Here is a 23,414-nt window from a genome sequence, read left to right as displayed (position 1 = left end):
GCCTTCGGAGGAAATATGCTAAAGAAAATATTTCTTATTGTTTTGTTTATTCTTCTCATCTTTAGTTCTTTTTCGTATTCAATGGAAGATGTAAACAGTATAATAGATGACGAACTTAAAAATATAGATATAAGCGGGTTTTCTGTTTCGGACTTTAAAAATGAAATTTTAGAAAAAAATGAAATCCCAAGTGCGAAAAACATAGTAAAAATTATTGCGGATATTATTTTAGAAGAAGCGGCAAGAGTTGGTAAAACTTTAGTAATTTTAGTTATTCCCATTCTTTTAATGGGTATGATTCCCAACCTTAATTTAAAGGATGACGGAGTTTGTGATATGGCAAATATCGCTTCATATCTTGCAATCTCGGGAGTAATAATGCATACCTTTTTAGATGCAGTAACTTTGGGTAAAGAAACGATAGACAGTATAACTATTATGAGTGAGGTTATTGTTCCTGTTATGTATTCTATGATGATTACACTGGGAAGATTTATATCCTATACCAATATGCATCCTACCGTTATCTTCTTATCCCAGTTTATATTACTTATAATTACAAAGGCATTATTTCCACTTATAATGCTTAATTTCTCCCTTAATGTAACCGATAATATCACAAATAAGGATAATTTTAAGAGGATATCATCTTTAATTGCAAAAACTATAAAATGGTCTTTAATTTTTCTTATAACGCTTTTTACTGCCATACTTTCTGCCAATAATATACTTTCCCATTCTTTTGATACCGTAGCACTTAAGGGAACTAAGTTTGCAGTTGCCAACTTTATTCCTGTTGTAGGCGGTGCAATATCGGAGGGGGCAGAATCGGTAGGCACATCCATAATTCTTATAAAAAATGCAACAGGCTTATCAGGAATTGCAGGTATAGTTATAGTTGCCTTTATTCCTTTGGTAAAGATTTTTCTTATAAGTTTAATGTTTTATATTCTCTCAGCAGTAAGTCAGACGGTAGGTGCCCAGAGGATTGCCAAAGTTCTTGATAATTCTGCTATAACAATAAATATGATAGGCGCAGTGGTTATAAGCGTTGCATTTTTATTTATAATATCTCTTGCCATTCTTCTTGGAGGATAAAATGTTTAAAATACTGGTTGGAATGAGCCTTATTACGGTAGTTGTCGAGATGTTTTTATCCGGCAGTAAATTTAAAAAATATGTAAAGTCGGTAGTAGGCATTTTTGCGTTTTTAATAATTATTGAAGGGGTATTTTCACTTGAGTATAAAGGAATTGATGATGATTTAATTAAAAAAGCCGAAAGTATTGCACAGGATGTAATAACAAAATCAGAAGAAAACATAATGGACACGTTTAAAAATAATATCAAAAATACTCTATTAAATGAGAATATAGAGGTAATAAGGCTTGATATAAGATATGACAAAAATTTAGTCATAAAGAAAATAAATATTAAATTAAAGGATAGAAAAGATTTAAAAAAGGCAGAAGAAATACTTTTAAATAATTTTGGAATTGATTTTAATTTAATTGATATAACATACCAAGAGGAAGATAATAATGGAGATTTTTAACATAAAAGAAATGTTTAATAAATATACTAAGAATAAAAAGATAGTAGTGCTTGTTATAATTTTTATAATAGGTCTTATTTTAATAAGTTTACCTGATAATAAAAGTAATAATAAAGCCGACACAATAAATCTTGAAAGTTCTTTAAGAGAATCGGAGGAAAAAAGGCTGGAAAAGATCATAACATCTGTCGACGGTGTCAGTAAGTGCAGGGTAATGATCTCTTTTTTAGATAACGGAGTAAAAGAATATTACCGTAACGAGCAAGAAGACAGAGACGATTCCAATTTAAAGACTCAGCGCCAGATTGTTGTGAAAAAAACTAACGGGAATGAAGAGCCGATACTAAAAAGAGAAATTAGTCCGGTTATTAAGGGGGTGTCAATAGTTGCCGACTGTAAAGTGAAGGGAATGGAAGATATTATATATTCTATAACATCTAAAGCGTTAGGTGTTGATATTCATAAAATTCAGGTTGTAATAAATGATAGGAGTTAGATTAAAATGATGGTTATAAAAAAGAAGCAGATAGTTACAGTAGCAATGGCACTTTTGGTAGTAGTTGCAGGTTACATAAATTTTTCTTCAAATAATATAAAAGAAGAATTGCCTGTTAACAGCGAAGTTAAAACACCTGAGGATATAAACTATGGTGAAGCACATTTTGTAAGTGCTACCGAAGAGTCTAAAGAAGAGTTCTTTAATATGACAAAAACAAATAAAGATAAAACAAGAAGCGAAGCAGTGGCGATGATTAAAGAAATTTCCGATAATGAGAACGCAGATTCAGAGGCTAAAAGAATGGCTCAGGAAGAAATGGTTAAAATAGCAAAGAATATAGAAAAAGAGGGAAACATTGAAAATATACTTATGAATAAAGGTTTCCCTAAAGTAAGTGTGTATTTAAGTGATAACAGAGTAACTGTTTCTGTGTTAAAAGACGGTCTTCAAAGTGAAGATATTGCAAAAATAAAAGATACTGTGATGAATGAAACAGGATGTAGTGCAGACAATATAACTATAAATGAAATAAAGTAGAAATAGGGAATGTTAAAAAGGTCTGGAACTTTTAAATATATATTCCAAACATTTTTACCTATTCACAAAGAAAAGGCGATGTTTAATATATTAAACATCGCCTTTAATTTTTATAAATTATTATATATGTTTTTAATAATATTGTTCATTTCTTCTTCGTGCTTTTCCATATCGGCAACTAATTTAAACTGAGTTCTTGCTCTGTCAAGATTTTGACCTTCTCTTGAAGTTTTAAAGTAAACATCTCCTTCAAGATAATCTGTTAAAAATCTTATTCCGCATTCTAAGGTAAGAATCTGGGCAGATATTGCAAGGTGATTAACCTCATCTAAAGTTATGGAATCTTTAAGTTCTGTTAAAAAGCCCTGAGAGAATTTCTCAAAAAGATTGATATCAAGATTAACCTTTGATAAATCTTTTTCATCTTCATCGCCTGTACTTGCGCCGAACCTTATAGCATCGCCGAAATCACATAATAAAGATGACGGCATAACAGTATCAAGGTCTATAACACACATTGCTTCGCCTGTTTTGGAATCGATTAAAACATTGTTTAATTTAGTGTCATTATGTGTAACTCTTAAAGGAATCTTTCTCTCATTTAATAAGTCAATAATAATTGAACATTTATCTTCTCTTTTTAATATAAAATCGATTTCGTCCTTAACAATATCTTTTCTTCCGTCTTTATTATTGTTAAATGCAATCATAAGATTGTTAAGTCTGTCTTTTGTATCGTGGAAGTTTGCTATGGTTTCATAAAGTTTGTCAGCATCAAAGTCTGAAAGCATATTCTGGAATTTACCAAAAGCTTTTCCCGCATTGTAAAAATGGATAGGGTCTTCGATGGACTGATAAGTCATAGCATCGTCAAGGAAAATGTACATTCTGTAATAATTACCTTCATACTCTGCAACATACTTTCCGTCAACGGTAGGAATAAAATTTAAAACTTCCCTTTCGGTATTACCACCTAAATAGGTAACCTTTTCTTTAAGATGGTTACAGATATTTATTATATTATCCATAACGTGATAAGGGTTTTTGAAAATCTTGTGATTTATTCTTTGAAGTATGTATTTGTTCTTAGGGCAGGTAATACGATATGTATCATTCACATGACCTGTGCCAAAATTCTCAACATTTATGATTTCTTCTTCCATGCAAAAACTTTTAATAATTTCTTTGCATTTTAGCATATAATCAATCCTCTTTAATTTATATTACTACTTAATATTAATATTTTGGAATTCCTATTAATTATAACACCAAAAAAATATTTTTATTTAGAAAAAAAGCCAAAAAACTTGCACAAAAAGACAAGGCGTGTTATAATAAAAACGAGGTGAACAATATGCCGGATAAGAAAGTTATAGATTTTAAAAATTTAATATCAGTTAAAATGGAAAATAAAGATAGTGTAATAAATGAGTATAATTCATATATAAAGATAATATACTCTGAGGAAAATGATATCCAGATTAAATTCGGGCAGAAAAACGAATGGCTCTCAAAGGACGAAATTTTTATAACAGGGTATAAAAAAGAGTTTAGCATAGACTCTCCGTTTCTTTCTTCCTATAAAATACTTTTTGTTAAGTTAAACGGAAAATATACAGATAGAATTTTGCAAAAAAGATTTGTTATAAAGGGAAAGCAAAAAATAATATTAAAAGAAATAATTGATGAGTTTTCGCGCTGCAGTCTATCTTTAAACAGTGAGATTTCGCCTCTTATGATAAAGTCGATGTTTGAACTGTTTTTCCTTGGCATTTTAAGAGATAATCTTAGGATAGAAAGGGTAAGAAAAAGCAGTAAGAGTAATGATGTTATAATTAATACGGTTATAGATTACTTAAAAGAAAATATAGATAAGGAGTTAAGGTTTTTAGAAATTGTTAAAATAGTTGGGCTTTCTTCCACTGGTCTTAAAAATCTTTTTAAAGAATATACAGGTATGGGGGTAATGAAGTATTTTAATTATTTAAAAATTGAAAAAGCAAAAACTATGCTTTGTGATGGCGAATTTAATGTAACTCAGATTTCAAATGCTTTAGGGTATGACAGTATTCATTATTTTTCAAGGCAGTTTAAAAACTTTACAGGAGTGTCTCCCACACAGTATATAAGAGAAATGACATCTCAACCTTGACTAAACAAATATCATATTATATAATGAGTAAAAGGAGTTGGTTATATGAGTAATCTTGTAATCACCATAGGCCGTCAATTCGGTAGCGGCGGCAGAGAAATAGGAATTAAACTTGCTGATAAATTAGGCATAAAATGTTATGATAAAGAAATTATAAAAAGAGCATCAACAGACAGTGGAATTTGCGAAAAGTTTTTTGAAAATGCCGATGAAAAACCGATTAACAGTTTTCTTTACTCTACGGTTGCATATGGGTTTCCGACATATTCTGTTCCAGTAAATATTGACAATGCTCTGTCTAACGATAAAATGTTTTCCCATCAGGCAGAGGCTATTAAAAAAATAAGCGAAGAAAATGCTTCTGTGTTTATAGGAAGATGTGCTGATGATATTTTAAAAGAAAACGAAAAACTTGTTACGATATTTATATACGGAAATAAAGAAGACAGAGCAAAAAGAATATCCCAAAAATATAATATCAGCGAAAAAGAAGCACTGGAAATGATTAAAAAAATAGATAAGTCAAGAAGCAGTTATTACGAGTTTTTCGCAAACAAAAGATGGGGGGATGTAAATAACTATATGTTATGTATAAACTCTTCTGTCGGAATAGATAAAACGGTTAATTCAATATATAATTACATAATGGAGTTAAACTATGGAATATAATATAAGAAAAACAAATCTTAAAGATATAACTTTAAACTCAAATGAATGGGAAAAGGCAGAAACTATAAAAATAGATAGTGCTAACTGGTCAGATTTTACATACTGTCCTGAAACTTTTGTAAAAGTTCTTGCAGGGGATGAAGGCTTTTTTGTAAAATTTAAGACAGATGAAGAAAATCTTATTATGGAATGTGATGAAGTAAACGGGCCTGTTTATAAAGACAGTTGCGTGGAGTTTTTCTTTAATCCTGACCCTGTAAACAGCGACGGTTATTTTAATTTTGAAATAAACGCAAAAGGAACAATACTTGTAGGCTATGGAACAGGAAGGTCTCCTTTAAGAAGCCGTCTTCCCGAAATAGATAAGTCTATTTTTAAAATAGAAAGTAAAATAGAGGAAAAAGGGTTTTTATTAAAACTTTATATCCCTTATTCATTCGTTTTAGAAAGAGCAGAAAATGCAGAAAAAATAGGCGATTATATAATGGGCAATTTCCAGAAATGTAAGGAATCAGGAGTTAACCCGCACTTTGTTTCAGCATTTCCAATAATAAGTGAAAAACCTGATTTTCATCACCCTGAATGTTTCGGCAAAATGGCCATTGAGAAATAGTGTTTGACATTTTTTTAGTTGTATGATACAATAACCTAAAATAAATGAGGAAGCGAGGATAATAAAAATGGATTCAGACGAGTGCGATACTAACACTAATACTGAATTGTTGTTTTATTATTTGTTACTATAAATGGCATAGCATACCTATATAGATTTATATATAGGCGTGCTTTTTTGCGTGTAAAAATAATTTAACTTAACTAATAGGAGAAAAAATAAAAATGAGCGATTCGACGTATATAGTAATTATAGGCTTTTTAATTTTAATGTCTGCGTTTTTTTCTGCAACTGAAACTGCCTTTACTTCTGTTAATAAAACAAGGCTTAAATCAATGGCAGAAAAAGGGGATAAAAGAGCAGGGCTTACACTTAAACTTTCAGAAAAGTATGACAGTTTGATATCCACCATTCTTATAGGCAACAATATTGTCAATATCGGTGTTTCATCTGTTGCTACTGTATATTTTATAGCACTTAACCCTTTTTACGGAGCATTGATAGCAACCGTGGTCATCACATTGCTTGTTCTTATTTTCGGGGAAATCTCGCCTAAAAGTCTGGCAAAAGATTCTCCTGAAAAGTTTGCAATGTTTGCAGCACCGTTTATTAACTTTTTAATAATAATTTTAACACCTGTAAATTATATTTTTTCGCAGTGGAAAAAACTTATTTCAAAAATATTTAAGGTGGAAGAAAATGCTGGAATGTCTTCCGAAGAACTTATTATGCTTGTAGAGGAAGTTCAGCAGGAGGGTTCACTTGATGATGATGACAGTGAACTTATCCGTAATGCTATTGAATTTAAAGACCTTTGCGCAGAAGATATTTTAACCCACAGGGTAGACTTGGAAGCAGTATCTTTAGAAGACGATAAGGTTGAAATTGCAAGAAAGTTTAAAGAAACTCAGTTTTCAAGGCTTTTGGTATATAATGAAAATATTGACGATATAGTAGGTATAATTCACTTAAAAGATTTTTACTCAGAAAACGGTATAACCAAAAAAGATGTTAAAAATCTTATGACAAAACCTTTATTTATTCAAAAGGGCGAAAAAATTAACGACCTGTTAAAAATTCTTCAAACCAATAAATCTCATATAGCAGTTGTAATCGACGAGTATGGCGGAACACTTGGTATTGTTACTATGGAGGATATTTTAGAAGAACTTGTCGGAGAAATATGGGACGAACATGACGAAGTAGTTGAAAACTTCCACGAAATTGATGTTGATACATACAAGGTGGAAGGGCTCGTTAACTTTGAAGATTTCTGTGATTTCTTTGACATTGAAGCCGAATCAGAAAGTATATCTGTCGGTGGATGGGTTATGGAATGTCTTGGGAAAATTCCTGAAGAAGGCGATAATTTTGAGTTTAAAACACTTAAGGTTTCCGTTCTGGAAACAGATTCTCACCGTGTAGCACTTATAAAAGTGGTAAGAATAAAAGAAGAAGAAACTGAAGAATAATTATATATGGGGTGGTAAGTTATCCACCCCTTAACTTTTATGCTATATCAAGTTTATGCAAAAAAAGGGCAAAAATGACTAAATACATTTTTTATAAATTATGATACAATATTATAAATATTGTAAAAAAGGAGTGGCTGTTATGCTTTATATTAAAGACACAAAATTTAATCTTATTAAAGACCCTTTGAACGCACCTTTTGGTTTTAAAGGTGGATATGTAAAACAAATCTGGACAGTTGTTGCCAAGGTGGAAAACGACGACTGCTTTGGAGTAGGTCTTGGAGTTCAGAGCGTGTTATGGTCTGATGCGAGAGTATTTGAAGCCAATCCGCCTGATGTTGGAAATCAGTATATGTATGATATAACTCAGTATGCACTAAGCCTTTTAAAAGGTAATACATATAAAGACCCTATGGATGCCTTAGATTCTATATTTGATGATGTTTATGAATATGGAAAAAAGGTTACAAAAAGACCTGACTTAAGAAAAACATTTGCACTTAATGCACTTGTTCCTGTTGACAATGCACTTTGGCAGATGTACGGTAAAGTTAATAAAACTGAAGACTTTTTATCATTAGTCTCTGACGAATATAAAACTCCTCTTTTAAACAAAGCAGAAAAACTTTGCAATATCCCTCTTGTTACATATAATATGTCAATAGACGATGTTTTAAAATTAGTTAATGACGGATTTTTCTTCTTAAAGGTTAAAATAGGATGTAACCCTGACGGAAGCGGCTCTTATGAAAAAATGGTTGAATGGGATAAAAAGAGACTTTATGAAATCCATAATGCTGTTAAAGATATAAGAACTGAACATACAGAATCAGGCTATATTCCGTATTACTTTGATGCTAACGGAAGATATGACAGTAAAGAAAGATTAAAAGAATTTATAGACTATGCTGAAGAAATCGGTGCTTTAGAAAGAATAGCAATTATAGAAGAGCCATTCCCTGAAGAATATAAAGTTGATGTATCTGACTTGAATGTAAGAATTGCAGCAGACGAATCTGCTCACTCTTTAGAAGATGCAATAGAAAGAATTGAATTAGGCTATAAGGCTATTGCACTAAAACCTATCGCAAAAACAATGTCTGAATCTATAAGAATTTTAAAAGAAGCGCATAAGAGAAATATCCCTTGCTTCTGTGCAGATTTAACAGTTAACCCTGTAATGATAGAATTTAACAAAAATGTTGCTGCAAGAATAGAAAAATTCCCTGGCATAAAAGTTGGAATAATTGAAGCCAACGGTATGCAGAATTACGTGCATTGGGATAAAATGCTTACATATCATCCAATGTATGGCAAAGCAAATTATATTGAGCCTGAGAACGGTATAATCAACTTAGATGAAGATTTTTACAAAATAAGTGGTGGAATGTTCAGAGACTCAGAATATTACAGTGAATTTGTGAGGTAATTAAAGTGAACAAAATATTTGGTTTTGGTATAATCGGTTGTGGCGTTATTTCAAAATGGCATGCAGATTCCATTGAAAAAATAGAGGATGCAAAAATAGTCGGCGCATTTGATTTAAATTTTGAATCTGCCAAAAGATTTGCAAATGAAAGAAATTGTAAAGCGTTTGAAACTTTAGAAGAAATGCTAAGCTTAGATGAAATTGATATAGTGTGTATATGCACACCGAGCGGTCTTCATTCAAAACTTGCCATTCAGGCGGCAAATGCAGGTAAACACTTTATAGTTGAAAAACCTATGGCGATAACTAAAAAGCAGGTTATCGATATGATAGACGCAGTTGAAAAGAATAAAGTCAAAGGTGCAGTTATATCCCAGTTAAGATTTACAAAATCTATCCAGAGAGCAAGAGAAGCCATAAGAAACGGAGAACTTGGAAGAATTGTTGTTGGTGATGTTTATATGAAATATTACCGTTCTCCCGAATACTATGCTTCTGCCGGCTGGAGAGGGACATGGGAAATGGACGGTGGCGGAGCACTTATGAATCAGGGTATTCACGGTGTTGACGTGCTTCAGTATCTTGTTGGCCCTGTTGTATCCGTTTCAGGCGTATGCAAAACTTTAACAAGAGATATCGAGGTTGAAGATACTGCCAATGTTATTGTTGAATATGCAAGTGGTGCAATAGGTACAATTCAGTGTACAACATCTGTTGAGCCTGGCTATCCGAGAGTTATTGAAATCAGTGGTACAAGAGGTACTATCGTTATTAAAGAAGATGTTATTATCCGTTGGGATGTTGATGGTAAAGAACTTAGTGAAGACCAGATTCCACAGGGTAATACCAACAGTTACAGAAACCCTGCAGGGTTTGATAATGAAAACCACAGGCGTCAGATTAAAGACTTAATCGATGCGATTAAGGAAAACCGTGAGCCTATGGTTAATGTTTATGAAGGTAAGAAGCCTGTTGATATTATACTTGCGGCATATGAATCAAGTAAAACTGGTAAGAAAATACTGTTATACTAAAAAATAGAGATGTAAAATTCATAAATTTTACATCTCTTTTTTTATCTACTTTATAAATGGTTTTAATTCTTCTGATAAGTATTCATAGGAAGTGTTGCAAAAATGGCAGTTGGCAACAATTTTTTCTTCTTCGTTAATCAGTTTTTCAAGTTCTTCTTTTCCTAAAGAAATAATACCTCTTAAAAATCTTTCTTTTGAGCAATCGCATCTTAATACAGGATATATTTCTTCTAAAATTTCATAATCTTCATCAGGAAAAATAAGTTTTAAGGTTTTTTCAATATAATCTTCTTCGCAAAGGAGTTTGGAAATAGAAAAATTACTGTTTAAAATTTCTTCCAGTCTTAAAATAGTTTCTTCACTTGCATCAGGAAGAAGTTGAATCATAAGCCCCCCTGAAGATAAAACGCATCTGTTATCCTTATCAACTAAAACTCCAAGAGCAATAGCAGTAGGAATTTGCTCACTCTTTGCAAAATAATAGGTTAAGTCCTGAGCAATTTCTCCGCTTACAAGTTCAATAGTGCCTGTATATGGCTCTTTCCCTCCTATATCTTTTACAACAGTTAAAGACCCGTTTAAACCAACAGCACCCCCGACATCGATTTTACCATCTTTTCTTATCGGCAGGTCAACATCTGGGTTAGATACATATCCTTTGACTTCGCATTTTGAATTTGCGTAAGTAAGAATGTTTCCAATAGGTCCTTCGCTTCTTATCTGTAGAGATACTGTATTATTTTCTCCTTTTAAATCTGAAGCCATAAGGGCATTTGCTGTAAGCAGTCTTCCTAAAGTTGCAGTAGCAGTTTTAGAAAGGGAGTGAAGTGTTTTTGCACACTCTGTCATATGAGTTGTTTTTGCTAAAAACACTCTTATTTCTTTATCTTTAGAGAGAATTTTTAAAATTTTATCTTTCACTTTTATTATTTCCTTTCTTTAACACAAAAAATATCTTTTCGCTTTTTTCATTGTATTTTTTAAAAGACAGGTTATCATAAATTCCAAGAATTTCAAAGCCTGAGTCCTTTGCAATTTTTATAAGTTCTTCTACCGAGTATTCTCTTTGTTCCTGTTCTTCGTAAAAACGCTTGTAAGTATCATCATATTTATAAAACATATCAAGAAAGAAAGTACATATTTTTTCCTTTTTTAAATATTCACTCTGCCATACAAGATATGTATTATCTGTATCATAAATAAAAGTATTTTTGTCTAAAATATTTTTATATTTATACCCTGTATTTATATCAAATATAAAAATTCCGTTAGGGTTTAAATAATTTTTACAAAGTTTAAAAACCTTTTTTAAATCTCTTTTGTCGGTAATGTAGTTAACACAGTCAAGAGCAGAGTATATAACATCAACTGTACCAAAAAGTTCAAACTCTCTCATATCCTGATTTAAGTAAAGTATTTTTTCGTGATTGTTTTTTTCCTTTGCAATATTTAGCATATCAAAGGATATATCTATTCCAATCATATCGTATCCGTCTTTTGCAAAAAGATATGTAATATCTCCCGTGCCGCATCCTAAATCAAGTATTAAAGATGGGGATATATTAAACTTTTCAAAAATCTTTTTATAATATTTTAAAAAATCATTCTGGGTAGTATCTTTCATAATATTATGATACCCCAAGGCAAAGTTTGTGTACATATTTTAACCTCATATATTTTCTATCTGCCAGTCAACAGGCGATATATTGTTCTTTATAAGAAACTCGTTTGTTTTTGAAAAATGTCTGCAACCGAAAAAACCGTTATATGCAGATAACGGGCTTGGATGAGCCGCCTCTAAAACAAGATGATTTTTATTTGTGATAAATGCTTTTTTCTGCCTTGCATTATTTCCCCACAGGATAAATACAAGTGGAGTTTCTCTTTCGTTTAAAAGTTTTATTATATTATCAGTAAATATACTCCAGCCGATTTTTGAGTGTGAATTTGCATTGTCTTTAACTACTGTAAGAGATGCGTTTAGCAGTAAAACGCCCTGTTTTGCCCACTTGGTAAGATATCCGTTATTCGGTATGTAAAAACCGTCAATATCACTTTTTAATTCTTTATATATGTTAACCAAAGAGGGTGGAATTTTAATGTTCGGCTTAACAGAAAAAGACAAACCGTGAGCCTGACCTTCACCGTGATATGGGTCCTGCCCTAAAATAACAGCCTTGCAGTCTTTATATGATGTGTATTTAAGGGCGTTAAATATATCATACATATCAGGATATATAGTTTTTAGGCTGTATTCTTTTTTTAAAAATTCACGGATTTTTAAGTAATAATCTTTTTTAAATTCATCATAAAGTAATTCGTCCCAGTCGTTGCCTATATTTACCATTTTAACACCCCTTTTTTTATCTTTAAAACTTATTATACTATTTTTTATATAAAATGTAAATAATTTTAAAGTATAAACCATTGACAAATTATATAAAAAGAGTATAATACTAATGTAAAGGCGATGACAAAGAGAAGTAATATAATAGTTCGCTTCCAGTGAGCCTGTGGCAGTGGAAAACAGGCAGTTGAGATTATATGAATAACACTTTCGAGCCGCAATCTGAACGTTTTTTTAAAATCAGTAGGTGCGCCGTGTAAACTGTGCGTAAACAGTTAAGAGAGACCGTTTTGTTTAAAACGGTAATATAGGTGGTACCGCGGGTGCATATTACTCGTCCTATAATTTAGGGCAGGTAAATGCGCTTTTTTAGTTTATAAAAAAAGGAGATATAATTATGAAGCATTCAGATATTAAAGAAATTATTTCAAACAAAGATTACTTAGGCAAGGAAGTTACTGTTTGTGGTTGGGTAAGAACTGCAAGAGACTCTAAAAATATGGCTTTTATCGAACTTAATGACGGTACAACTTTAAAGCATCTGCAACTTGTTATCGATAAAGCGGCTATAACCGTTGATGAAAGAGCGTTCCACCTTGGAGCATCCCTTTGTGTTAAAGGCGAAGTTGTTGAAGCAAGGCAGTCATTATTTGAAATAAATGTTAAAGAGATTACAGTTTTAGGGGACTGTCCGTCAGACTATCCTCTTCAGAAAAAAAGACATACACTTGAATTTTTAAGAACAATGCCTCATATAAGAGTTCGTGCCAATACTTTTAATGCTGTGTTCAGAATTCGTTCTGTTATGGCTAATATTATCCATGAGTATTTCCAAAATAGAAACTATATTTATGTTCACACCCCTATTTTAACAGGAAGCGACTGTGAAGGGGCAGGGGAAGTATTCCAGGTTACAACTCATCCTTTTAACCATACTTATAAAACAGCAGAAGAATATTACAGCGAAGATTTCTTCGGTAAAAAAGCAGGTCTTAGCGTTTCAGGTCAGTTAGAGGGCGAAGTTGCCGCAATGGCATATGGCAAAATTTATACTTTTGGTCCGTCTTTCAGAGCAGAAAACAGTAACACTCCTCGTCATGTTGCAGAGTTCTGGCATGTTGAGCCTGAAGTAGCATTTGCCGAACTTAGTGATATAATTGAAATAGCAGAAGATATGATTAAGTATATCGTATCGGAAATTATGAAAAAATGCCCTGAAGAAATAGATTTCTTTGAAGCGCATTTTGAAAAAGGTTTAAAAGAAAAATTAAATAATCTTATAAACAATAATTTTGAAGTTTTAGATTATACTAAAGCAATAGAAATATTAGAAAAAGCAGATAAAGAATTCCAATATCCTGTATACTGGGGATGCGATTTGCAGACAGAGCATGAAAGATATATCACAGAAGAAGTATATAATAAACCTGTGTTTATCACCAACTATCCTAAAGAAATCAAATCTTTCTATATGAAACAGAATGCAGACGGAAAAACTGTTGCCGCAACTGACCTTTTAGTTCCTGGTGTTGGCGAAATTATAGGCTGCAGTGAAAGAGAAGCAGACTATGACAAGTTAGTTGAAGCAATGAAGGTAAGAAATATGAATATGGATGATTATTGTGATTACCTTGATTTAAGAAAATACGGTTCTGTTCCTCACAGTGGTTTTGGCTTAGGCTTTGAAAGAATGATTATGTATGTTACAGGAATAAGCAATATAAGAGATGTTATTCTATATCCTCGTACAACAGGCAATATCAGATAAAGGAGAAACTTTATGTCCAGTATGATTTTCCCGAAAGGGTACAAATCTAAACTCTCGGTTAAAGAAACCCAGAGAGCAATAAAACTTATAAAAGACACATTTCAGGTAAAACTTTCCAAAGTTCTTAATTTAGACAGGGTTACTGCGCCTATTATTGTAAGAAGCGACAGTGGTATTAATGACGACCTTAACGGAGTTGAAAGAAAAGTTTCTTTTGATTTAAAAGAAATGGAAGGTCAGATTGAGGTTGTTCAGTCTCTTGCCAAATGGAAAAGAAGAGCGCTGTATCGTTTCGGATACGTTGTAGGAGAAGGTATATATACCGATATGAATGCCTTAAGAAGAGATGACGATATGGATAATATCCATTCCGTTTTCGTTGACCAGTGGGACTGGGAAAAGGTTATAAAAAAAGAGGAAAGAACCCTTGAGTATTTAAAAGACACAGTAAATAAAATTATCGAAGTTTTAATATATACACTAAATATTGTAAAAGAAGAATACCCTAATATAGATACCGAAATTTCGCCCCAAGTAAGTTTTGTTACTACTCAGGAGCTTTATGATATGTATCCTGATCTTTCAGCAAAAGAAAGAGAAAATGCGTATGTTAAAGAGCATAGAACTGCCTTTATTATGCAGATAGGCGAAAAACTTTCAAACGGCCAGATGCATGACGGAAGAGCACCGGATTATGACGACTGGACATTAAACGGAGATATAATGATTTATAATGATGTTTTAGACAGTGCACTTGAAATTTCCTCTATGGGAATAAGAGTTGATGCTGACAGATTAAAATATCAGTTAAAGGAAAGAAACTGTGAAGAAAGAAGCGCTTTTGACTACCATAAAAATATTTTAAATAATACTTATCCTCTTACTATCGGTGGGGGAATAGGTCAGTCAAGACTTTGTATGTTGCTTCTTGGAAAAGCACATATAGGAGAAGTTCATTCTTCCGTATGGCCTTTGGATATGATAGAAGAATGTAAAGAAAATAATATATATCTTTTATAAACAACTATGTAAAAAAGGGAAAATCTTAAAAATATGATTTTCCTTTTTTTTATCAAAATTTCAAACTATCTTTTCCTATATTTGAAATTGACAATATGGTTAAAATTTATTATAATAATATAATAGGACAAGGATGTTTAAAAACAACAGTCATTATGCTTAATAAATTATAAATTTATCTTAAATACAGGAGGTAAATTATGAGCACACCTCATATACGAGCAAACACTGGGGAAATAGCAAAAACGGTTATAATGCCGGGGGACCCTTTAAGAGCAAAATTTATAGCAGAAAATTATCTTAAAGATTATAAGATTATAAACGACATCCGTAATATGTTAGGGTATACAGGCCTTTATAAAGGCGTAGAGATTACCGTTTTAGGAAGTGGTATGGGAGTAGGCTCAATGGGTATTTATTCCTACGAACTTTTTAATTTTTATAATGTAGAAAATATTATAAGAGCAGGAAGTTCAGGAAGTATTTCAAAAAAACTTCCTTTAAATAAAATTCTTCTTGCTATGGGAGCATCAACAAACTCGGGATATGCAAAGCAATATAAACTCCCTGGCGACTATTCAGCAATATGCGACTTTTCAATTCTTTATAGTGCATATAACACTGCGAAAGAATTAAATCTTGATGTTTTAGTGGGAAACATTTTAACTTCGGATACTTTTTATACTGACGATAAAGAGAACGACCTTGTGTGGAATAAGATGGATGTTTTAGCAGTTGAAATGGAAGCGGCAGCACTTTATATGAATGCAGCAAGAGCAGGGAAGAAGGCACTTTGTATGACAACTGTTTCAGATAATATATTAACAGGCGAAGGGTTAAGTGTAGAAGACAGGCAGACAGGTTTTAAAAATATGATAAGCCTTGCACTTGAAACCGGAATAAAACTATAGAGGTGAAAAAATGAAAAAATTATTACTTATCTTTTTTATACTTATAACTTTGTCATTTAGTGGATGTGCCGATAAAATAACACTTGATAATATTGATTCATTTGAAACAGACTTTAGATACTCTAAAGTATCAGGCGGAAAAATTAAAAAATGCGATGAAGATATGGTTATAAAAGATGCAAAAGATTTTGCGAATAAATTTATGGCAACTTTATATAACAAAGATTATACCGATGATAAAAGTTCTGAATATGTTAAAGTAATATATTCTAAAAACTATCTTGACAAACACGAAGAAGAACTTGATAAATATATTAAATTCACAGACGATCTTTATAAAAAATATGAACTTACAACAGAACTTGTAAATACTGATATTAAACAGGTTATAAAAAAGAATGACGATGCGTATGTTGTATGCGTAGCCAGAGTAAAACTTACAAATTGTAAAAACCCTGAGGTAGCCAAAATCTTAGGTTTTACTGAAGGCGTAAACAGCAGCGCGCTTATAAAATATGGGCTTAAAGTTCAGTATAATAAGAGAGAATTCCGTGTATATGACTATGAGATTATAGAAGAAGACGGTTATCTTTTAGCGTTTGACAAATATGAAGAAAGATTAAATAATATCGCACTTACTGACGAAGAAAAAGCAGAGCGTTTTGCATATATTATATCAGAAGTACAAAATAATATAGTATATACCGAATTTGAAGGAAATGAGCATTATCCGTATCTTACCGAAAGGTACATAGTAGAACTTAACAGATTTAGAGATGATGCAAAAAATAATAAAGATGCATACTCAGGGTATGAACTTTCCACATCTTTAGAAGATTGTAAGATAACAAATACGATAAAAACTTCCACAGGATATACAGTGCAGGTGGAAATAACCGTAAAAGTGTTAAATTGTATATCTGACGAAGTGGCAACCCAGCTTGGCTTTACAAACGGTATAGGAAGCACAAGAAAAATGAGATATTCATACCATTTAGTTATGGAAGGCGGAGAATTCAAACTTGACAGGTCTGAGTTCTTAGGTTAAAAATGGAGAAAACTATAAGAAGAAAAAGAATTGCTGTAATTATCGGAATGGTATTATTTGCTTTTATATCTGCACTAATACTTTATATTTACAGAACAAGAATTATAACAGTTATATTAGAACCTCAAACTGTGAGAGACCGGGTAAGCGAACTTGGTTTTTTTGCAAGGCTTATTTTTGTTTCTTTAATTGTTCTGCAGGTTATTATAGCGATTATTCCTGGCGAACCGTTTGAACTTGCCGCAGGGTATGCTTTCGGCGCCATAGAGGGAACTCTTCTTTCAGTTTTCGCAATCACTTTAGGCAGTATAATAGTATTTTTAACTGTAAGAAAATACGGGATGAAAATAGTAAAACTGTTTTTTACAGAGGAGAAAATAAATTCTCTTTCTTTTCTTAAAACCAATAAAAAAAGAACAATAATTTATTTTATAATTTTTATGATTCCCGGCACACCGAAAGACCTTTTATGTTATTATGCAGGTCTTACCGATATGAAACTTTCAATGTGGATAATAATGAGCCTTATTGCTCGTCTTCCGTCAGTTATAACCTCTGCAATGGGGGGAGACCTTTTAGGAGATAAAAACTATATAAAAGCGGTTGTAGTTTTTGGTATAACTTTAATACTTTGTGTATTGGGAATATTTTTATATTATAAAATTACAGACAAAAACAAGGAGGGGAAAAATGGTAATTGATATTCATGCCCATGGTTGTCTGCCTGGCGGAAACCATAAAGTAAGCGAATCTTTGCTTCTAAAGGCAATAGAAAAATATGATATAACTAAAGTTTATATTTCAAATCTTTTAGCAATATTTCCTACAATAGAACAGGTTGATGAGGCTAATAGTCTTGTTTATGATTTTAAAAAGGCTCATCCTGATAAAATAGGCGGCTTTGTATACATAAGCCCTGAACACGAAAATTCAGTTGAAGTGCTTAAAAAAGGGATAGAAGAACAAGGCTTTGAAGGAGTAAAAATCTGGATATCCGAGTACTGTGATTCTCATAAAATGGATAAAATTGCTGAGAAAACTATTGAGTACGGTGTTCCTATGCTTATTCACAGTTTCCATAAAAGCAGAAACCAGACAGGCAAGGAATCAGTAGGGAAAAATGTAAGAGAACTTGCAAAAAGATTTCCTGAACTTAAAATTATTATGGCGCATCTTGGGGGTAATCCGTATAACGGAATTCCTATGATAAGAGACTGTAAAAATGTATGGGTTGATCTTTCCTGCACAATGTTTCATTCTGATTATGTTGACTATACAGTTGAAAATATCGGCAGCGAAAGAATACTCTTTGGTACTGATATGGTAGGCCCTTATCTTAACAATGTAGGAAAAGTTCTTCACGCTAATATAAGCGATCACGAAAAAGACTTAATTTTCTATAAGAATGCTCTAAAAATTCTTGATACAAGTTTTAGACTGTAAGGGGGAGTGGATGTATGATAGATTATAATTGCTTTATTGGAAACTGGCCTTTTCATAAAACCAGAAACAATAAGTTTTCAGACATTTTAAGAATGCACAAAAATACAGGCGTAGAATACGGATACATATCTAAAATAGAATCTATATTTTATAATGACCCTTACGAATCAGAACTTGAACTTTATAATGAAATAAAGGGAAGCGGATATAAGCAGGTGCTTACAATTAATCCTACCCTTGATATTTGTATAAATACAGTTAAAAGAGCAATAGAGGAACTTAAAATATGCGGTGTAAGAATTATGCCCGGTTATCACGGTTATAGTATAAATGATGACTGTGTTAAAGACCTTGTAAAACTACTTAGAAAAAATAATCTTCCTCTTTTTATAAATGTTCATTTAGAGGATGAAAGAGTTTCTTACCTTATTCATCCAAATCCTGTTCCTATGGACGAATTAAAAGAGTTTATTAAAAATAACCCTGATTTAGAAATTCTCCTTTGCACAATAGGTTTTAATGAACTTGTAAGAATAAAAGAAGAAGTTATGAATGCAAAAAAACTCACATTTGATACCAGTGGGTTTAAAGACAGAATTTTTGCAATGACATATTTAAGAGAAGAAGGAATGGATAAAAAAGCAAGGTTCGGGTCTATGGCTCCGATATTTGCCTATGAATCTTCCTATTTAATCTATACAGAAGAAGATTAAAATTAATATAACAGTTAGGAGAAAGAATATGAAAAGAATTTTATTACTATTATTAGCAGCATCATTTGTTTTATCAGGTATGGTTTATGCCGAACCTTCCGATAACGGAATAACCATTATCATTAACAAAGAAAAATTAGTTAGCGATGTTCCTGCACAGTCTATTCCGGTGTATGATGCAAACGGTGCTTATGTGGGAGACAGAACAATGCTTCCTATCCGTGCTATAAGCGAAAAATTAAACTTTGATGTAAACTGGAATGAAGCAACAAAAGGTATTGATATTTACAGAAAAAATCAACTTGTTAATATGTGGCTTGATACATCCTGTGCATTTTTATTAGACGGTATAGCACTTTCAAAATGCTATCATATGGATGTTCCTCCTACAATAGTAAATGACAGAACTTTAGTGCCTGTAAGAGCAGTTGCAGAACTTTTAGGCGCAGAAGTTGAATGGATAGGAGAAACAAAAACAGTTGAAATTACATATGAATTAGGGGATATAGAGCAAAATACAGGTATTGCTAAAGAATGTTATCTGTATGGCGAGTGTCTTTTAGAGTTATATGATTCATATAAACAGTTTGCAGAAGGCACATTAAAAGGTGTGTCAGGCAAAATCGTTTTAACTAACGGAAAAAGTATGGAATTTAAAGTATATCCTGAACTTGCACCTGTAACTGCAAATAACTTTATTAACCTTGCAAAATCAGGATTTTACAGTAATACATTATTCCACAGAGTAATAAAAGATTTTGTTGCTCAGGGTGGAGGACTTAATGTATCAGGAGAAGAAAAAGTAAGCGACGCAATTCCTGGCGAATTTGTAATGAACGGAGCGTTTAATATTATTCCTCATAAAAGAGGAACTATCTCTCTTGCAAGACCTTATGACTATAATTTAGGAGCAAACCAGTTCTTTATCTGCCATCAGGACGCTCCATTGCTTGACGGTAACTATGCAGCATTCGGTGAGATAACAAAAGGATTAGAAGTTTTAGATGAAATCTGTAATACTAAAACAGATGAAATGGACAAGCCAACTAAAGATATAGTTGTTAAGGAAATTATTATAAATGAATAAATATATTTATGATATTAAAGATTTAACTTTAACAGATTATACACACTATTTTAATAATATGAGCACTTTAAGACGGGACAAAGTTTCCCGTCTTAAATTTGATGAAAATAAAAAACAGACAGTAGCAGGGGAGATGCTTGTAAAAAGGCATTATGGAGAAGATTCTGTCATTGATATTTCCAACCTAAAAAAGCCTTATCTTACAAATAAAAAAGGCGAGTTTTCTATATCTCATTCCAAAAATTATGTGTTGGTGGCAGTAAATGATACATATGTCGGTGCTGATATTGAAGTAATACGGGATGTAAATTTAAATATAATAAAAAAAGTGTGTAATAAAAAAGAAGAAGAATATGTCTTAAATGGGATAGACAGTAAGGAAAAAAATATCCGTCTTCTTGAAATATGGACTTTTAAGGAAGCGTATTTTAAATATCTTGGTACAGGTATAAAAAACTTAAAAAGTGCAGACTATTTTGATGAAAATATTAAAAGAGAAAAATATATATGTGATGAATATGTATATCATATTGTGTATTAAAAATATGTTTTAATCTTTAGAAATTTTAATCGCAAGTTATTTTGTTGACATTTTAGATAACATAATATAGAATAAAAGAAAAGGTATAAAGAGGTGGAAATTATGAGAAATACAAAAAATATTTTGTGGGGCTTTATATTTCTTATCTTAGGTTTGCTTTCAGGAGCAAATGCAGTAGGGCTGATAAATTTTAATTTGTTTTTTGCAGGTTGGTGGACTCTTGTTATTATTCTTCCTTGCCTTGTGGGTCTTTTCACAGACAGGAACAAAGTCGGTAATGCTATTTTCCTTGCAATAGGTGTTTTTCTTCTTCTAAAAGAGCAGGGAATTGTCGGCTATGATATTGTTATAAAACTTATTATACCGTCAGCATTTATAGCATACGGAGTATTTTTATTAAATAAATCAGGAAAATAAAAGGCTGTTTTTTTAAAACAGCCTTTTTTTTAAGCATTATATATTACTTCTCCGCCAATCATTGTCATTTTAATATTGATGTCCTTGTCAAATATTAAAATGTCAGCATCTTTTGAAATGGCAATAGAGCCTTTTTTACTTTCCGAAAGAAGTTTTGCAGGGTTTTTGGTTAACATTGTAACAGCCTTGCATAAAGGCACTTCGGCAAGATTAACCATTGTTCTTATAAGCCTGTCAGCAGTACAAGCACTTCCTGCAAAAGCAGAACGGTCAGTAAGTTTACAAACCCCGTCTTCGTGAAGAGCAATTCTTCCTCTTTCTATGCTTCCTATAATAATCTCGCCCTCAGGCATATCAGATGCCCTCATAGAATCGGTAACAAGAATAATATTTTCAACACCCTTTACATTATATACAAGTTGCAATAATTCTTTAGGAAGATGGCAACCGTCAGCAATAAGTTCAACTTTCATTCTAGGGATAAGATATCCTGCCTCTATTATTCCAGGATATCTGTAACCGTCAATTCTTCTTACAGTAGGCATAGCAGAATAAAAATGTGTAAGCAGTTCAAAACCGTTTTCATACGCTTTTATAACATCGCTAAAATAAGCGTCTGAATGACCGATAGAGCCTATAATTCCATTCTCGCTTAAAAATGCACCAAAAGCATCAGACCCTTTAAGTTCAGGAGCAGCAGTCCATCTTTTTATTGCTCCGTTTGCTCTTTTAAATATAGCGCTGTAATTTTCATAAACAGGAAGTTTAATTAAATCAGGGTTCATTGCGCCAACCTGATTTAAACTAAGATAAGGCCCCTCTAAATGAAGACCAAACATTTTTGCACCTTTGTATTTCTTGTTTTTTACTGAGTGATACACATCAAACACACGGTACAATTCTTCGTCAGGCGCAGAATCGGTAGTAGGAAGCATCAAGGTTGTGCCATGCTTTGCATGTGATGAAAGCGCAGTTATAAATGCTTCTTCTGTTCCGTCCATAAAATCTCCGCCGCCACCACCATGAACGTGTATATCAATAAAGCCGGGAGAAATATAATTTCCCTTAGCATCAATTTTTTTCCCGCAAAAAACAGTTTCATCAAAATTTGTGCCAATATCTGTGATAATACCGTCTTCAATCAGTATATATCCATTTTCAATAATTCTGTCAGGAGTAATTATCTTTCCGTTATAAATTGAAGTTTTCATTTTTTTAAAACCCTCTTTTTTAATTTCTCGTTGCGTTAATCAAAAAATATATCGCAAATTCCATTAAGTAATTTATATCGTTGATTGCAACTTATCAAAAGTTACAATCATTATATAATAAAACATAAAAAAATACAAGAGCAGAAAAACTCTTGTATTTTTATATTAAAGTTCTTTTATCATTGAATCCATATTGTAGAAACCTGCAGGTTTTCCAGCAAGATACTTGGCTGCTTTAATTGCACCCTCTGCAAAAATCTCTTTGCTTGTTGCAAGATGTGATAGTGTAACAACTTCGTTATTACCTGCAAACAAAACATCGTGCTCTCCAACGATAGTGCCACCTCTTACAGCGTGAATACCGATTTCTTTTTTTGTTCTCTTCATTCTGACGCTGTGTCTGTCATAAACATATTCGTAAGAATTATCAAGTTCGTCATTTATTGCATCAGCAATAGCAAGAGCAGTTCCGCTTGGAGCATCAATTTTCTGGTTATGATGTTTTTCAATAATTTCTATATCAAATTTATCAGATAATAATCTTGCTGCTTTTTTTGCAAGGTCAATAATAAGGTTAACGCCAATAGACATATTTGCAGAGTAAAATACTGCAACTTTTGAAGATGCCTCTTTTACAAATGCAACCTGCTCTTTTGAAAGCCCTGTGGTAGCCACAATAATAGGTGTGCCTGTTTCTTTAGCGTAGTTTATATTTTTTTCTATTGCAGAAGGATGAGAAAAATCAATTATAACATCTGCCTTATCATTAAAATCAAAAGGGGAGTTTACAACAGGAAAGTCAGAATATGACTCGGTGTTTAAATCAACTCCGCATATTATTTTTGAATTTTCATCAGCTTCAACAAGAGAGGATATAACCCTGCCCATTTTCCCATTGCAACCGCTAAGCATTATATTTATCATTTGTATCAGTCCTTTGAATTT

The 23,414-nt window shown here is 32.2% G+C and carries 26 protein-coding genes and 1 other annotated feature; of the genes, 20 read left to right on the top strand and 6 right to left on the bottom strand.

The features are described from left to right. The first annotated feature begins 15 nt into the window (after positions 1-15). From IKZ35_00595 to IKZ35_00580, 4 genes are read left to right on the top strand one after another with little or no spacing between them, the layout of a single operon-like run. The gene (locus tag IKZ35_00595) at positions 16-1,098 is read left to right on the top strand and encodes a stage III sporulation protein AE (protein MBR4892464.1); all 1,083 of its coding nucleotides are present in this window, start codon (positions 16-18) and stop codon (positions 1,096-1,098) included. Position 1,099: 1 nt separating this feature from the next. After that, entirely contained in the window at positions 1,100-1,555 is a 456-nt protein-coding gene (locus tag IKZ35_00590; GenBank protein ID MBR4892463.1) for a stage III sporulation protein AF, read from the top strand. Continuing rightward, positions 1,542-2,051, top strand: a complete 510-nt coding sequence (locus IKZ35_00585; protein ID MBR4892462.1) for a hypothetical protein — start codon at positions 1,542-1,544, stop codon at positions 2,049-2,051. Before IKZ35_00590 ends, IKZ35_00585 begins: the two co-directional genes overlap by 14 nt. A gap of 6 nt (positions 2,052-2,057) precedes the next feature. Beyond that, positions 2,058-2,591 (top strand): SpoIIIAH-like family protein, encoded by a 534-nt coding sequence (locus tag IKZ35_00580; protein ID MBR4892461.1) that lies wholly within the window; start codon positions 2,058-2,060, stop codon positions 2,589-2,591. Positions 2,592-2,701: 110 nt separating this feature from the next. Here the strand turns inward: IKZ35_00580 and IKZ35_00575 are convergent, their stop codons facing one another. After that, entirely contained in the window at positions 2,702-3,790 is a 1,089-nt protein-coding gene (locus IKZ35_00575) for an aminoglycoside phosphotransferase family protein (GenBank protein MBR4892460.1), read from the bottom strand. 155 nt (positions 3,791-3,945) lie between these two features. Here IKZ35_00575 and IKZ35_00570 point away from each other — a divergent pair, with 155 nt between their 5' ends. The 6 genes from IKZ35_00570 to IKZ35_00545 all read left to right on the top strand — a co-directional run bounded on the left by IKZ35_00570 (position 3,946) and on the right by IKZ35_00545 (position 9,963). After that, complete coding sequence (locus IKZ35_00570; protein ID MBR4892459.1) at positions 3,946-4,743, top strand: helix-turn-helix transcriptional regulator; 798 nt, start codon at positions 3,946-3,948, stop codon at positions 4,741-4,743. A gap of 45 nt (positions 4,744-4,788) precedes the next feature. After that, a complete protein-coding gene (locus tag IKZ35_00565) occupies positions 4,789-5,412 on the top strand; it encodes a cytidylate kinase-like family protein (protein MBR4892458.1) in 624 nt (207 codons plus the stop codon). Beyond that, positions 5,402-6,025 carry a hypothetical protein gene (locus tag IKZ35_00560; GenBank protein ID MBR4892457.1) on the top strand — a complete coding sequence of 208 codons (624 nt, stop codon included), beginning with the start codon at positions 5,402-5,404 and terminating at the stop codon, positions 6,023-6,025. The genes IKZ35_00565 and IKZ35_00560 overlap by 11 nt, the downstream gene beginning before the upstream one ends. Before the next feature lie 224 nt (positions 6,026-6,249). Further along, on the top strand, positions 6,250-7,497 hold the full coding sequence (locus IKZ35_00555; protein MBR4892456.1) for an HlyC/CorC family transporter: 1,248 nt from the start codon (positions 6,250-6,252) through the stop codon (positions 7,495-7,497). A 142-nt stretch (positions 7,498-7,639) separates the two neighbouring features. Continuing rightward, positions 7,640-8,929, top strand: a complete 1,290-nt coding sequence (locus IKZ35_00550; GenBank protein ID MBR4892455.1) for an L-alanine-DL-glutamate epimerase — start codon at positions 7,640-7,642, stop codon at positions 8,927-8,929. Between the two features lie 5 nt (positions 8,930-8,934). Then, on the top strand, positions 8,935-9,963 hold the full coding sequence (locus IKZ35_00545; protein MBR4892454.1) for a Gfo/Idh/MocA family oxidoreductase: 1,029 nt from the start codon (positions 8,935-8,937) through the stop codon (positions 9,961-9,963). 45 nt (positions 9,964-10,008) lie between these two features. Here the strand turns inward: IKZ35_00545 and hslO are convergent, their stop codons facing one another. From hslO to IKZ35_00530, 3 genes are read right to left on the bottom strand one after another with little or no spacing between them, the layout of a single operon-like run. After that, the gene (gene hslO / locus IKZ35_00540) at positions 10,009-10,884 is read right to left on the bottom strand and encodes an Hsp33 family molecular chaperone HslO (GenBank protein ID MBR4892453.1); all 876 of its coding nucleotides are present in this window, start codon (positions 10,882-10,884) and stop codon (positions 10,009-10,011) included. Next, entirely contained in the window at positions 10,874-11,623 is a 750-nt protein-coding gene (locus IKZ35_00535; GenBank protein MBR4892452.1) for a methyltransferase domain-containing protein, read from the bottom strand. Before IKZ35_00535 ends, hslO begins: the two co-directional genes overlap by 11 nt. Before the next feature lie 9 nt (positions 11,624-11,632). After that, a complete protein-coding gene (locus IKZ35_00530) occupies positions 11,633-12,310 on the bottom strand; it encodes a uracil-DNA glycosylase (GenBank protein MBR4892451.1) in 678 nt (225 codons plus the stop codon). A 114-nt stretch (positions 12,311-12,424) separates the two neighbouring features. After that, positions 12,425-12,655: a binding site (T-box leader), on the top strand. A 52-nt stretch (positions 12,656-12,707) separates the two neighbouring features. Here IKZ35_00530 and asnS point away from each other — a divergent pair. The 10 genes from asnS to IKZ35_00480 all read left to right on the top strand — a co-directional run bounded on the left by asnS (position 12,708) and on the right by IKZ35_00480 (position 21,258). Continuing rightward, the gene (asnS, locus tag IKZ35_00525) at positions 12,708-14,078 is read left to right on the top strand and encodes an asparagine--tRNA ligase (GenBank protein MBR4892450.1); all 1,371 of its coding nucleotides are present in this window, start codon (positions 12,708-12,710) and stop codon (positions 14,076-14,078) included. Positions 14,079-14,090: 12 nt separating this feature from the next. Beyond that, entirely contained in the window at positions 14,091-15,098 is a 1,008-nt protein-coding gene (locus IKZ35_00520) for an aspartate--ammonia ligase (protein ID MBR4892449.1), read from the top strand. Positions 15,099-15,298: 200 nt separating this feature from the next. Beyond that, complete coding sequence (gene deoD, locus IKZ35_00515) at positions 15,299-16,009, top strand: purine-nucleoside phosphorylase (protein MBR4892448.1); 711 nt, start codon at positions 15,299-15,301, stop codon at positions 16,007-16,009. A gap of 10 nt (positions 16,010-16,019) precedes the next feature. Continuing rightward, a complete protein-coding gene (locus IKZ35_00510; GenBank protein ID MBR4892447.1) occupies positions 16,020-17,057 on the top strand; it encodes a hypothetical protein in 1,038 nt (345 codons plus the stop codon). A gap of 2 nt (positions 17,058-17,059) precedes the next feature. Beyond that, positions 17,060-17,758, top strand: a complete 699-nt coding sequence (locus tag IKZ35_00505; GenBank protein ID MBR4892446.1) for a TVP38/TMEM64 family protein — start codon at positions 17,060-17,062, stop codon at positions 17,756-17,758. Further along, positions 17,748-18,500, top strand: a complete 753-nt coding sequence (locus IKZ35_00500; GenBank protein ID MBR4892445.1) for an amidohydrolase — start codon at positions 17,748-17,750, stop codon at positions 18,498-18,500. Before IKZ35_00505 ends, IKZ35_00500 begins: the two co-directional genes overlap by 11 nt. A gap of 14 nt (positions 18,501-18,514) precedes the next feature. After that, on the top strand, positions 18,515-19,213 hold the full coding sequence (locus tag IKZ35_00495; GenBank protein ID MBR4892444.1) for a hypothetical protein: 699 nt from the start codon (positions 18,515-18,517) through the stop codon (positions 19,211-19,213). A gap of 28 nt (positions 19,214-19,241) precedes the next feature. Then, positions 19,242-20,300, top strand: coding sequence for a peptidylprolyl isomerase (locus IKZ35_00490; protein MBR4892443.1), 1,059 nt, complete (start codon positions 19,242-19,244; stop codon positions 20,298-20,300). Beyond that, positions 20,293-20,841: a 4'-phosphopantetheinyl transferase superfamily protein gene (locus IKZ35_00485; GenBank protein MBR4892442.1), complete on the top strand. Its 549-nt coding sequence runs from the start codon at positions 20,293-20,295 to the stop codon at positions 20,839-20,841. Before IKZ35_00490 ends, IKZ35_00485 begins: the two co-directional genes overlap by 8 nt. 102 nt (positions 20,842-20,943) lie before the next feature. Next, positions 20,944-21,258, top strand: coding sequence for a hypothetical protein (locus tag IKZ35_00480; protein ID MBR4892441.1), 315 nt, complete (start codon positions 20,944-20,946; stop codon positions 21,256-21,258). Positions 21,259-21,287: 29 nt separating this feature from the next. Here the strand turns inward: IKZ35_00480 and nagA are convergent, their stop codons facing one another. Both nagA and IKZ35_00470 read right to left on the bottom strand, forming a co-directional pair. Further along, the gene (gene nagA, locus IKZ35_00475; GenBank protein MBR4892440.1) at positions 21,288-22,469 is read right to left on the bottom strand and encodes an N-acetylglucosamine-6-phosphate deacetylase; all 1,182 of its coding nucleotides are present in this window, start codon (positions 22,467-22,469) and stop codon (positions 21,288-21,290) included. Between the two features lie 165 nt (positions 22,470-22,634). Continuing rightward, on the bottom strand, positions 22,635-23,393 hold the full coding sequence (locus IKZ35_00470) for a 4-hydroxy-tetrahydrodipicolinate reductase (protein ID MBR4892439.1): 759 nt from the start codon (positions 23,391-23,393) through the stop codon (positions 22,635-22,637). Between the last annotated feature and the right edge of the window lie 21 nt (positions 23,394-23,414).

Source organism: Clostridia bacterium (genome assembly GCA_017554615.1).
Lineage (GTDB): Bacteria > Bacillota > Clostridia > UMGS1840 > HGM11507 > SIG450.
Note: the sequence above shows the minus strand (reverse complement) of the source record. Positions and strands in the feature narration are given on the sequence as shown.